Below are 11,513 nucleotides of genomic sequence, written 5' to 3'. Positions count from 1 at the left end.
TAGATAGCGTTTGTAGGGCTCGAACTTCATAGGTGGTCATTTTTTCAGCGACAAAATCTTCACCCCGAGCGCCTCGTTGATCTTGACCAGCTGGCCGCGGCCGACGAGCTGGTTGTTCACGCACAGGTCCACGGGATCGGCGGGTGCGCGCTGCAGCTGGATGATCTGGCCGGGCACGAGCTGGACCAGGTCCGACAGCGTCAGCGTGACGCGATCCAGCTCCACCTCGAGAGTCAGGGACAGATCGGTCATCAGCTCGCCGGGGGTTTCCGTGGGTTTTGCGGCCGTCGGTTCGGGGGGGGGGACGGGCGGGTTGTCGGACATGATAGCCTCCGCGTGTCGGCGTGTGAAATGCTGAAATTCGATCGAGTAGCGGCCGTCGGCGAACCGGAGAGCGCCGGCGCCGGTGCAGGTGGAACCGGCCCGCAGCGCCAGCCGGACCGGTCCGGTCAGGCCCGTTTCGGGATCGCCGGCCAGGGCTCCTTCGGGCATCAGGATGATATCGCCCGGTTCCAGCGACATCATGTCGTTGAGCGACAGGCTGACGCCGCCCACCAGCGCGGCCAGGGGCACCGTCAGCCAGTCCCAGCCGTCGAGCCGGTCCAGCCAGTAGGCGGTCGTCGGCTCGGCCGTACCCAGTCCCATCTCCCGGCCGTGCTCCGACCAGAACCGGACCACGCCTCCGGGGATGCGCAGCCAAATGTCCCCCTCGGTATCTTCAAACCGGATGACGAAGTGGGCGACCACGGCTTCGGCCGCCGGTGTCAGGGACTGCAGGGGGGAGTCGAGCGCGGCCAGAAAGAACGCCTCGTGGTCGCCGGCTCCGGTGTGGCGGTGCACCAGCTGCAGCATCTTGAGCAGCAGGAACTCAGCCAGGCCCTTCTCGACGTCGCTGAGCGGCTCCTGGACGCTCTCCTCGCTGTACCGAAGCCCGACGAGTGACTCCAACCACATGCGCACCTGGCGCGTGGGCAGCAGCAGGTCCGCCAGCTGGGCGCAGCCGTGCAGACCGATCCGGGCGTTGGTCAGGGTGATCGTTTCCGGCGGCAGGTTGAGGGTGCTTTCGAATCCGCGGAAGGCGAACGCCACCTGCGGCGGTCGCAACTCGGGCTCCTGGAGCTTGAATACCATCTCGGTGCCCATGATGGCGATCACGTCGCCGCTTTTCAGGGGACACGCCGCATCCTTGGCCAGCCGCTGGGTGTTGACGACGGTGCCGTTCACGCTGCCGGGATCCACGATCTCCCACCGGTCGCCACGCCGGTGGATCTGGGCGTGCACGCCGGATACGCCCACCTCGCCGAGCACGAGGTGGTTTTCCTTTTTCCGGCCGATGGTGAACACGGCGGCGTCCACCTGGATCTCTTTCGGCCCCGGGCCGCCCTTCTTGACCACCAGGAGCGGCGGCTGGCTCTCCTTCACCTTGCAGTACCGCCGGAACAGCTCGATGACGGCGTGCTCCACGCGCTGGCCCGACAGCAGCGGCCACCACAGCCCGACGACCTGCCGGATGTTGCCCGTGCCGGCGCCCGGCGCGACCGGCAGATCCTGGAAGAGATAGGGGGTCGCCCGCGGGCCCGAAGCGGAAAGCAGATGGAGTCGGCTGGTCATGGGTGTTGTCCGGTCGCCTTAAATTTTCGTCCAGTCTTCGGTCTCGTCCTCTTCCTGCTGCTGCTGTTGCTGCTGCTCGCGGGACTGCTGGTCCTGCTGCTTGGGCGGCTCCTTGTACTGTACTTCCACGGAGGCCACCTGCAGGCCCTTCTGGGTGAGGGTGTGCATGAGTTCTCCCACATGGGCTTCCAGCTTGTCACGCACATCCCGGCTGGTGGCCTCCAGGATGGTCACGACCCGGTTGTCGTGGATGCTCACCCGGATGGTCATGCCGTCCATGACCGTGGACTTCAGGTCGAACTGGAGTTCCTTGTCGCCGGCCCGGTTGACGCCCACCCGCACGGCCTGCACCACCTCGTCGATGACCTTCCGCGGCAGGGCTGCGTCTGTGCGGAGATCGCCGGCGGCCGGCGGCTCGATGGTCCGGGTGCGCAGATGGTGGTAGACGGGGAACTCGCGCAGGGGGGCGTCCTTGTCGACGGGCGTATGCTTCGGGGAGGTTCGATCGGCGCCTTTGCGGACGTCGTCCCGGTCGTCCCGCTCGCGTTCTTTTTTGTCCATGACCTTATCAAAGGCGGACGGCGCATCCTTGCGTTCCACGGCCGGCGCGGCGCCCGCGTCGGCAGACGGATCGATGGGTGGGCCGCCCGAGGCGGAAGAGATCTTGTCGGTAGTCATTGGTTGTCACCCCTCCGTTTCATGAACTGAATCATCCCGATCTCTTCCATCAGTTTCTGTTCCTTTTTCTGCTCCTCGAGCTTGAGCTGCTGCAGCCACCCATCCTTGTGCTTGTTCATGGCTTCGAATTCCTTGGCGCAGCGGATGAGCTCGGCTTTGGTCTTTTCCACCGCCTCCGCGGCGCGCTCCACCACCTTGGTCTGCTTGTAGATCCGGACGTCCAGTTCCTTGCGTTGCTCGTGGAGCCCCTGGATGTACATCTTGTACTGTTGAGACTCCTGGACGGTCAGCTCGCCTTCCATCGCCTTCTGATCCCGCTTCTGGCGGGCATCGTCGATCTGGGCGAGCAGCCGCGTTTTCTGCTCCTCCAACTCCTGCAGCTTCCGCTTTTCCTCGGCCAGCGCCTGGTGCGCACGGGCCAGCGCCTTCTCAGCGTCGGACTTGGCCTTCTCCTTCTGGTCCAGCACGGGCTGGAGGCGGTACTTCGGCTTCTGGGCCATGGTCAGAAGAGTTCCTTCAGTTTTTTGACCGTCTCCTCGAACCCCATCTTCTCTTCGGTGCTCTGCTTGAGAAAGGTGTTGACCGCGTCGATCTTGTCCATGGCGAAGTCCACCCGCGGGTCGCTCCCTTTCTGGTACGCGCCGATCATGATCAGATCCTTTTCCTTCTCGTACGTAGCCAGGACCTCGCGCAACTTGGTCGCCGCCTGCCGGTGCTCGGACGGGACCACCGAGGTCATCACGCGGCTGACGCTGAGCGAGACGTTGATCGCCGGGTAGTGGCCGCGGGAAGCCAAGTCGCGGGACAGGATGATGTGCCCGTCCAGGATGGAACGGACCTCGTCGGCGACCGGCTCGTTCATGTCGTCGCCTTCGACAAGGACGGTGTAGAACGCGGTGATGGATCCCTTGTCGGAGTTGCCGGCCCGCTCCAGCAGTTTCGGCAGCTCGGAGAACACCGACGGCGTGTAGCCGGCGCGCGCGGGCGGCTCACCGCAGGCCAGGCCCACCTCGCGCTGGGCGCGGGCGAAGCGGGTGACCGAGTCCATCATCAGCATGACCTTCCGGCCCTTGTCGCGGAAATACTCGGCAATGGCCGTGCCGACGTAGGCGCCCTTGAGGCGGACCAGGGAGGGCTCATTGGAGGTGGCGACCACCACGACCGACTTGGCCAGGCCTTCGGGCCCCAGGTCCTTCTCCAGGAAGTCGCGCACCTCGCGACCGCGCTCGCCGATGAGGGTGATCACATTAACCTCGGCCAGGGCGTTGCGAGCGATCATGCCCAGCAGCGTGCTCTTGCCCACGCCGGCTGCGGCGAACAGGCCGATGCGCTGCCCCTCGCCGCAGGTGAGCAAGCCGTCGATGGCCCGGATGCCCACGGTGATGGGGCTGAGGATCCGCCGTCGCTTCAGGGGATCGGGCGGGTCGTTGTAAACCGGGTACTCGTCATCGTAGTCGAGGGGACCCTTCTCGTCGAAGTCCATCGGCTCGCCCAGACCGTCGAGCACGCGGCCCAGCATGCCGTCGCCCACCTTGACAGTGAGGGGGTGGCCGGTGGGGATGACCTCGCAGTTCATGCCGATGAAGCGCATGTCGCCCAGCGGCATGAGCAGCACCTCGTTGTCGAGGAAGCCCACCACCTCGGCTTTGACCGGTTCGGACGTGTGGGGCGTCTTGATGAGGCACAGCTCGCCCACCCAGACGTTGGGGACCACCGCTTTGACGATCAGGCCCACCACCTCGGTGACCCGGCCGCGCACCTCGACCAGCGGGGATTCGTCCAGGTCCCGGAAATACTTCGAAAAATCGATCGGGGCGGTGAGGTCGCTCATGGGCCATCCATTCCGCTACCGGCCGCCGGCACCCATCTCCCGACGGAGTTGCAGGTAGCGGCTCTTCTCGCTCTGCAGCTTCAGCACCAGCACCACCATGACGATCACCAGCACGAGGCAGAGGCCGGCCAGCACGATGATGAAGATGGTGGGATCCTGGCCGGCGATCACGGTGCTTGTCTTGGCCATGCGGGTCAGCTTGCCCTGGTCGATGAGGATGGGCTTCAGGACCACGGCCACGCGGTTCGGGTCCAGGCCGTCCACGGAGTGGGCGACGATCTGCTTGATCTCCTCGGGGGTCAGGGGGAGCTGTTCGCCGCGGTACTTGATGAAGACGCTGGCGGTCGCCGGGGTGCCGCCGCCTTCGGCCAGCGGGTCCTTTTCCGGCATCACAATGTGCACCCGGGCGGCGGCGATGCCGTCCACGGTCTCGAGGGTGCGGGCGATCTCGCCCTGGATGGCCAGCAGCATCATCGCCTTTTCCTCGGTGGCCGTGGGGATCAGCCCGCCCTGCGTGAAGATCTCGCCCAGGCCCTTCGGCTTCTCGCGGGGCAGCTCGTATTTTTTCAGGATCTGGTTGGCGCTGGCCACTTCGGCGGCGGGCACCGTCACCGAAAAGGTGGCTTCCTCGCCCTCGCCGACCCGCACCTTTTCGGCCGAGATGCCGAACTGCTGGAGGGTGACCACGGCTTCCTGGGCCTCTCCTTCGGTGAGCCCGGAGGCGATCTCGGTGGCGCCGCAGCCGAGAAGGCCGGCCGCCAAAAGGACGAGCAGGGATGCGCGCAGGAGCCGCATCCGGCTTCCGGCAAACGAACGGATTGTGCTCATACCGTCTCCCGAAAATGGATTTTGTCCGTCACACCTGGGTGCGCAGGATGGTCTTCATCCCGTCGACCACCTTGTCCACGACCTTGCTGAGCATTTCGATGTTCTGGCTGATGCCTTGGATCTGCATCTGCATCTTGAGTAGGTCCTGAAGCGAGTGCGGCCGGTCGCCCGAGGAGATCTCCTGGTACATGGAGTCGAGCGCCTTGAACCGGGTCTCCGATTCCTTGAAATAGTTCTGGATCGCGCCGCTGAATTCGCTCTTGTCCACCGCCGGCAGGGTGGCCCGGGTTTTTTCCAGGCTGGCCTGCGTCTTCTGGATGTGCTCCGAGAGGACTTCCAGCTCCTTTCCCTCGCCGCGAGCCTGCACCTGGCGCAGGAAGTCGTTCTGTACCTGGCGGGCGTCCATGCGGTTCAGGATGTTGTCGTTGTACTGGATGTCGCTGGCCTTCAGGCCGGTGACCTGCTCTTCCTGTTCGAGCTTGTCCATGCGGACCTTCTCGAAATCCGACGTTTTCCCGACCGCCTTGTCCTGGCCGCCGCCCACCGCCTCGGTGCCTTCCAGGCCGGTCTGGATGATTTTGCCCACATTCTGAATGTCCATCGGCCCTCCTGAAGTCGGATGCGTTCGCACTAATTATCGGATCATTCAGTAAATGGTTGCTAACAAGTGGCTGTATTATAGCACGCCGCAAGGAGATAGCCAACCGCGCCGGGTCCGGTCAACGGACCGGATCCGGCGGCGGCGCCGCGAGTGACCGCTCGTGGCCCAGGACGAGGATATAGAGCCCCAGAATGATGACCAGGCCGCCGGCGATTTCGCGAGGCGCGGGAACGCTGTGGAGAAACAGCGCGGCGTTGATGAGCACGAAGATGGGCTGGGAGGCCCGCACCAACGACGTCTTGGAGGCCTCGAAGTACTTCAGCGAGTAAAAGTAGAACAGGATGTTGAGGAAGGGGCCGAACAGGGCGCCGGCGGCGGTGTACGCCAGCAGGCTCGGGCTCACCGGCTCCAGTCCCGGGCCGGCCAGAGCGTAGATGTTGAACACGGCCATGAGCGCCACGGCCCGGTAGAGGGCGATGGTCAGAGGCGGGAGATCGCCCAGGTTTTTCTTGACCAGCACGACGGTGCACGAGAAGCAGCCGGCCGATAGCAGCGTCAGCGCCATGCCGAGCAGTGCCGGTTCCGCCGATCGGTAGGAGATGAGGAGGATGCCCCCCAGCGCCACCGCCGTGCCCAGCGACTCCAGGCGGTTGAAGCGCTCCTTGAGGAAGACGGCGCTCAGCACGATGATGAAGACTGTCTGGGAGTTGTTGAAGAACGAAGCCAGTGTCGGATCCATGAGCCGGACGGCCGTGAACAGGGCGAAGACGCTGACGCTTTCCAGCCCCGCGATGAGCAGCAGCTTGCCGGCGGCCCGGGGCGGGATCCGAAACAGCGTCCGCTGGCGGGACAGCGCCAGCCAGGCGGTGAAGTAGACGGCGGCGAACAGGTAGTAGTAGCTGCAGTAGGTGGCCGGACCCACGTAGGCCAAGACGTGCTTGCTGAAGATGAACAGGTAGGCGCCGCTGATCGCGGAGAGCAGGGCCAGGATGGTGCCGCGGTGGAAATCCTTCATCGTTAGGTGCTGCCGGTGGTCCCGCCCGGCACTATACCTCAAGGCGGGGCCGAATGCAAAGGCGGCCGTCGCGCCGCCGGCGGTTCTGCGGTATTGGAATGACCGGCGGGGCGGAAGGTTCAAACTGGGCCTTGACTTTTCCGAGTGAAAAACCTATGGTGGGGCTTCGATTTTGCGGGGCGGGATGCGCCGATGGTCAGGAAGAATCCGAAAAAAGAGACAGGCGGAGACAAGCCGGTGAAAGGGAAGGCCAAGGCGCGCCCCAAGGCGACCTTGGCCGAGACCGTCCGCGAATACGTGGTGGCCGTCCTGGTGTGCCTGGTCATCGCCCTGTTCGTGGTCACGTTCATCGTCCACCCCATGGCCGTCCCGACGCCGTCCATGGACACGCCCACCGAGCGGCGGATCCCCGGCACCGACCAGACCCTGGGCGACTACAACCTGCTGGTGGGCGACCGGCTCATCGTGGACAAGTTCACCATACTGGCCAACCACTTCCCTCTCTGCCGCTGGCTGGGTCTGAACCACCCGATCCGCCGGGGCGAGGTGGTGGTGTTCAAGGCGCCCGACCGGAAAAACGGCCATTACCTCACCCCGTACGTCAAGCGGGTGATCGGCCTGCCGGGCGAGACCATCGAGGTCCGCCAGAACCAGGTGTACATCGACGGGCAGCAGCTGGTGGAGCCGTACCGTTACCACGCCATCGGCGAGGATGTCCCCACCACCTTTTCGGAGATGGCCCCGCTGCGGATCCCCGACGGCCACTACTTCATGATGGGCGACAACCGCGATCACAGCTCCGACAGCCGCGACTGGGGCACCGTCCCCGAGGAGTTCATCTTCGGCAAGCCGCTGTTCATCCTGTGGTCCTTCCCGGACACGCTGGTCCTGGAGAAGGCCTTCCCCGACGGCCGCTATCGCGGCGTGCACGAGGTCAACGACGCGCTGGACGTCGTCACCCTGTACACGTACCGCGTCTTGTACTTCTACGAGACCCGCTGGAGCCGGATGTTCCACTTCGTGCCCCGCGGCATCTACACGCTGCAGCCCGCCCCACCCGCTCCGGCGCTCTGAGCGCGCGATATGGAGCTGGAGCCTTGCGTCAAGCAATCGGCCCGCCGGATCCTGCCCCGCTGGCTCCTTGACCGGCTGGATCCCGTCGAAGCCCGCATCGGTCGGGCGGTGAAGGCGTTCGCCGCCCGGCGGGCGGACGGCGAAGTGGTCCTGGACGCCGGCTGCGGCGAGAGCCGGTTCCGCGCCCTGTTTTCGCGGCAGCGCCTGGTGGGCTACGACCGGGGCATCGGCGACCTGCGGTGGGACTACGGCCGGGTGGACGTGCGGGGCGACCTCCGCGAACTGGCGCTTCGCGACGCGGCGGCCGATGCGGCGCTGTGCGTGGTCACCCTGGAGCACGTGCCCGACCCGGTCGGCACGCTGGCCGAGCTGGCTCGAGTGCTCAAACCCGGCGGCGAGCTGCTGCTGGTGGTGCCGTTTCTGTGGGAAATCCACCAGGCGCCCCACGACTACTTCCGGTTCACCCGCTTCGGCGTGGCGCGGCTGCTGGCTGGCGCCGGTCTGGCGGCGGAAGCCATCGAGCCGCTGGGCGGATTCTTCGCCGTGCTGGCGCGGCGCAGTGTCGCGGCCCTGGCGTTCTTTCAGGGCGGCTGGCGCTGGGCGCTGTTCGTGCTGCTGGCGCCTGCGTTGGGGCTGCTCGCTCCGCTGGTCCTGGGCTGGCTGGACGGGCTGGACCGGGAGCGGGCGTTCACCCTGGGCTATGAAGTCTGCGCCCGCAAACCCGTGCGCGCCGGCGACGGCGCCTGATGGGAACCACATGATCCTGCGCCGCCAGCCGTCCCGCCGCGAGACCGCGACCCGTCCGCCCCGGATCGACCTGATCGTCGCCGGATGCCGCATGGAGCTGGGCATCGGCGACCACTTGCTGGATCCGCCGTTTGGGCTGTACCGGAGTCCGGCGAATGCCGCCCTACAGCTCGACTTCGTGCTGGACGTGCGGGAGGCCCTGGACGTGCTCCCGGATGGCGCGGATGCGGCCGCCCCACCTGGAGTGCGGCGGCGCAACGGGCGGATCACGGCGCGGGGTGCGGGCTACCGAGTGGAGTTGAACCCGACGGCCGCGCGGGGCCGGGCGACCATCGCGCCGGGCACCCGCTTCCACCGGGTGCTGCTGCAACTGGTGCTGACGGAGTGGCTGGCGCCGCGGGGCGGGCTCCTCGTCCACGGCTGCGGCCTGGCGGTCGGGGGCCGCAGCTGGCTTTTCATCGGTCCGTCGGGCGCCGGTAAGAGCACCGTGGCCGAACTGGCCGGGTTGCCGGTGCTCAGCGATGAGACGTGCGTCGTCCGGCTGGAGCCCGGCGACGGCGTGGAGCTGGCCGGCACGCCCATCGGGATCAGCACGGCGGCGGGACCGCTGCCCCTGGCCGGGATCTTCTGGCTGGAGCAGGCGCCGGCGGACGAGCTCGTGCCGCTGCCGCCGGCGCAGGCGCTGGCCCGGCTCATGACCCAGGTGGTGGCGGCGGGTCGACAGGACACCGAGCTGGCGCCCCTCCTGGAGACGGCCGTCGCGGCGCTGGACCGGATCCCGATGCGGACGCTCCGCTTCACCCGGTCCCGGCGGTTTGTGGATGTGCTGGGACTGTATGCCGAGGCCTGATTGCCGGGGGCACGGATGACGGACATCGGAAATCGGACATCGGATTTCGTGCTCGTAATTCGTAATCGTAATCGTGATCGTAATCGCAATCGTGATCGTGATCGCAATCGGGGCTCGCGGTTCGGGATTCGGAGCTCGTTACAACCATCAACCATCAACCATCAACCATCAACTACCAATCGTCCCCGAACCGGCGAACCTGGAACCGGCGAACCTGGAACCTGCGAACCTGTGAACCTTCACCCCCCGCTCGCACTGAAGGATGTCCAAGTTGAAAAAACCTTCGCACTATGAGCAACTGCTGGAAGCGGCCGCCCGCGACCGCGTCCCCATCTCGGTGCTGGCGGAGCTGACGTACCGGTGCGTCCACCGCTGCCGGCACTGCTACACGAGCGGCGGCGACACGCGGTGGGACGCGGCGGACGAGTTCGCCACCGCCGCGTGGCTGGACGTCTTCGACCAGCTCGCCGCCGCGGGCACCCTGTTCCTCACCTTAAGCGGCGGGGAGCCGCTGCTGCGGGCCGACTTTTGGGAGCTGCTGGACGAGGCGGTGCGGCGCGGCTTCCACACCCGGGGGTTCACGTCGGGCTTTACCGTCGACGCGGCGGCGGCCGAGCGACTGGCGGCGTCGGGCGCCGCGGGCGTGGACGTCAGCTTCTACAGCGCCGACCCGACGGTGTTCGACGCCGTCACCCGGGTGCCGGGGAGCTTCGACCGGGTGATGGCGTCCATCGAGCTCCTGACGGCGGCCGGACTGCCGCCCCGGCTCAAGACGCCGGTGATGCGCGCCAACGCGTCCACCCTGGCCGCGACCTGGCGCTACGCCCGCTCGCGGGGCTGGCCCTTCCTGGTGGACTTCATGCTCGTCCCGCCCCCCGGCGGCGACGCGCAATACCTCGAGCGCCTCGACGGCGACGAGCTGATGGCGGTGTTGGCCGAATGCCGCGAGTTTCTGCAACCGGCGGATCCGGAGCGGCGGGACACGGACATGACGCTCTGCTCGGCGGGTTTCCGTTTCTGCACCGTCGACCCGGCGGGCCGCGTGTGGGGCTGCAGCTTCCAGGACGAACCGGCCGGCGACCTGCGGCGGGAGCGGTTCGTGGACATCTGGCGCGACTCGCCGGCGCTGGCGGCGTTCCGGCGCCTGAGCCGGGCGGCGTGGACGGCGTGCCGCACCTGCGCCCTGGACGCCGTCTGCCGGCGCTGCCCGGCGTTTTCGGCCCGCACCGGCGGCACCCACACCGAGCTGTCGGACGCCGCCTGCCGGCTGGGCCGCCTCGTGGCCGAAGCCGCAGGGAGCATCACCACAGAGGACACAGGGGACACAGGGGACACAGGGGACACGGAGTAGAGGTAGGGGATCGGGCCAGTAGTGAACGGTGAACAGTGAACGGTGAACAGTGAACGGTGAACAGCACCTGGAACCTGCGAACCTGCGAATCTGTGAATCTGTGAACCTGTGAACCTGCGAACAGTCTCTCCCTCTGCTCAACGCCGTCCCCGCCTCCCCATGAGTGTGACGCACGGCACAAAATCTGTAAAAATGTGCGCAAATTGTGTTTTCTGAACGAGTTAACGGGGAATTTGTTGTTGACTCCATGGTGGTGGAGCGTTTACATTTATAGAGGACGATTGCGTTGCGGGAACGGCCGGCGGATGTTTCACGGTGGCCGGTGGCGATTCCCTGAAGCATTCGGCGTTTGTCGTCAGTCGTTTCTCCGGCGCAGCGTGGATTGGGCAGGTCTGGCTTCGGCCGGCGGAAGCCGGCGCGGGACGGGCCGCGGATTTTTTCGGGTGAGGTCAGCATGAGCAAGTGGCCCCGTGTGGAGAAAGGCGTGTCGTGGCGGCAGGTGGGCGAACAGGGGGTGGTGATCCATCCCCGGCGGGAACTCATGGTGGGGTTGACCCGGACGGGTTATGGATGGTGGGAGACCCTGGCGTCGGCAGAGCCGGACGCCGCCGACAGCGCGCCCGACGAGGGCTTCGTGAAGTTTTTCCGCGGCCTCGGATTTTTCACCGACAGCCCGGAACACGCGGCCGCCCCGCCGGAGCCGCCGGCGCTGCCGCCCGAGGTGAGCTGGCTGGAGCCGTTCCGGCCGCTGGCCTTCACCGCCTCGTGCGGCCGGGTACCCGCCGGCGGCGGCCCGTGCACGGGCAACCCGCATGAAGGACATTGAGCGATTATTGGATTTGAATATTTCTTGCTTGGGGGTCGGGTGTCAGATGTCAGGAGGAGACATGAACGATCACATTTTCAAGACAGGACGGATCCTGGGCG

At 66.3% G+C, this 11,513-nt stretch carries 12 protein-coding genes; 5 read left to right on the top strand and 7 right to left on the bottom strand.

Translation table 11 applies throughout. The annotated features are described in order from the left end of the window. Window positions 1–36 precede the first annotated feature (36 nt). The 7 genes from sctQ to GX414_07665 form a co-directional block, all read right to left on the bottom strand. Entirely contained in the window at window positions 37–1,611 is a 1,575-nt protein-coding gene (sctQ, locus tag GX414_07695; protein NLI46973.1) for a type III secretion system cytoplasmic ring protein SctQ, read from the bottom strand. A gap of 18 nt (window positions 1,612–1,629) precedes the next feature. Further along, a complete protein-coding gene (locus GX414_07690; protein ID NLI46972.1) occupies window positions 1,630–2,289 on the bottom strand; it encodes a flagellar hook-length control protein FliK in 660 nt (219 codons plus the stop codon). Then, window positions 2,286–2,789: a hypothetical protein gene (locus GX414_07685; protein NLI46971.1), complete on the bottom strand. Its 504-nt coding sequence runs from the start codon at window positions 2,787–2,789 to the stop codon at window positions 2,286–2,288. The genes GX414_07690 and GX414_07685 overlap by 4 nt, the downstream gene beginning before the upstream one ends. A 2-nt stretch (window positions 2,790–2,791) precedes the next feature. Beyond that, window positions 2,792–4,120 carry a flagellar protein export ATPase FliI gene (gene fliI, locus GX414_07680; GenBank protein ID NLI46970.1) on the bottom strand — a complete coding sequence of 443 codons (1,329 nt, stop codon included), beginning with the start codon at window positions 4,118–4,120 and terminating at the stop codon, window positions 2,792–2,794. A gap of 15 nt (window positions 4,121–4,135) precedes the next feature. Further along, complete coding sequence (locus GX414_07675; GenBank protein NLI46969.1) at window positions 4,136–4,948, bottom strand: type III secretion protein; 813 nt, start codon at window positions 4,946–4,948, stop codon at window positions 4,136–4,138. 28 nt (window positions 4,949–4,976) lie between these two features. Continuing rightward, a complete protein-coding gene (locus tag GX414_07670) occupies window positions 4,977–5,549 on the bottom strand; it encodes a hypothetical protein (protein NLI46968.1) in 573 nt (190 codons plus the stop codon). A 118-nt stretch (window positions 5,550–5,667) separates the two neighbouring features. Next, the gene (locus GX414_07665; GenBank protein NLI46967.1) at window positions 5,668–6,564 is read right to left on the bottom strand and encodes a DMT family transporter; all 897 of its coding nucleotides are present in this window, start codon (window positions 6,562–6,564) and stop codon (window positions 5,668–5,670) included. 192 nt (window positions 6,565–6,756) lie between these two features. On the opposite strand from GX414_07665, the gene lepB reads away from it, so the two are divergent. The 5 genes from lepB (at window position 6,757) to GX414_07640 (ending at window position 11,412) form a co-directional block, all read left to right on the top strand. Further along, window positions 6,757–7,638 carry a signal peptidase I gene (gene lepB, locus GX414_07660; GenBank protein ID NLI46966.1) on the top strand — a complete coding sequence of 294 codons (882 nt, stop codon included), beginning with the start codon at window positions 6,757–6,759 and terminating at the stop codon, window positions 7,636–7,638. A gap of 9 nt (window positions 7,639–7,647) precedes the next feature. Beyond that, the gene (locus GX414_07655; GenBank protein NLI46965.1) at window positions 7,648–8,385 is read left to right on the top strand and encodes a class I SAM-dependent methyltransferase; all 738 of its coding nucleotides are present in this window, start codon (window positions 7,648–7,650) and stop codon (window positions 8,383–8,385) included. 10 nt (window positions 8,386–8,395) lie between these two features. Beyond that, window positions 8,396–9,235, top strand: coding sequence for a hypothetical protein (locus GX414_07650; protein ID NLI46964.1), 840 nt, complete (start codon window positions 8,396–8,398; stop codon window positions 9,233–9,235). Window positions 9,236–9,506: 271 nt separating this feature from the next. Further along, complete coding sequence (locus GX414_07645) at window positions 9,507–10,586, top strand: radical SAM protein (GenBank protein ID NLI46963.1); 1,080 nt, start codon at window positions 9,507–9,509, stop codon at window positions 10,584–10,586. A gap of 454 nt (window positions 10,587–11,040) precedes the next feature. Next, window positions 11,041–11,412, top strand: coding sequence for a hypothetical protein (locus GX414_07640; protein ID NLI46962.1), 372 nt, complete (start codon window positions 11,041–11,043; stop codon window positions 11,410–11,412). Window positions 11,413–11,513 lie beyond the last annotated feature (101 nt).

Source organism: Acidobacteriota bacterium (assembly GCA_012517875.1).
Taxonomy (GTDB): Bacteria; Acidobacteriota; JAAYUB01; order JAAYUB01; family JAAYUB01; genus JAAYUB01.
Note: the sequence above shows the minus strand (reverse complement) of the source record. Positions and strands in the feature narration are given on the sequence as shown.

Bases quoted from the DNA above. Each gene is read 5' to 3' on its own strand.
- sctQ (NLI46973.1), bottom strand. From the start codon at position 1,611: ATGACCAGCCGACTCCATCTGCTTTCCGCTTCGGGCCCGCGGGCGACC.
- GX414_07690 (NLI46972.1), bottom strand. From the start codon at position 2,289: ATGACTACCGACAAGATCTCTTCCGCCTCGGGCGGCCCACCCATCGAT.
- GX414_07685 (NLI46971.1), bottom strand. From the start codon at position 2,789: ATGGCCCAGAAGCCGAAGTACCGCCTCCAGCCCGTGCTGGACCAGAAG.
- fliI (NLI46970.1), bottom strand. From the start codon at position 4,120: ATGAGCGACCTCACCGCCCCGATCGATTTTTCGAAGTATTTCCGGGAC.
- GX414_07675 (NLI46969.1), bottom strand. From the start codon at position 4,948: ATGAGCACAATCCGTTCGTTTGCCGGAAGCCGGATGCGGCTCCTGCGC.
- GX414_07670 (NLI46968.1), bottom strand. From the start codon at position 5,549: ATGGACATTCAGAATGTGGGCAAAATCATCCAGACCGGCCTGGAAGGC.
- GX414_07665 (NLI46967.1), bottom strand. From the start codon at position 6,564: ATGAAGGATTTCCACCGCGGCACCATCCTGGCCCTGCTCTCCGCGATC.
- lepB (NLI46966.1), top strand. From the start codon at position 6,757: ATGGTCAGGAAGAATCCGAAAAAAGAGACAGGCGGAGACAAGCCGGTG.
- GX414_07655 (NLI46965.1), top strand. From the start codon at position 7,648: ATGGAGCTGGAGCCTTGCGTCAAGCAATCGGCCCGCCGGATCCTGCCC.
- GX414_07650 (NLI46964.1), top strand. From the start codon at position 8,396: ATGATCCTGCGCCGCCAGCCGTCCCGCCGCGAGACCGCGACCCGTCCG.
- GX414_07640 (NLI46962.1), top strand. From the start codon at position 11,041: ATGAGCAAGTGGCCCCGTGTGGAGAAAGGCGTGTCGTGGCGGCAGGTG.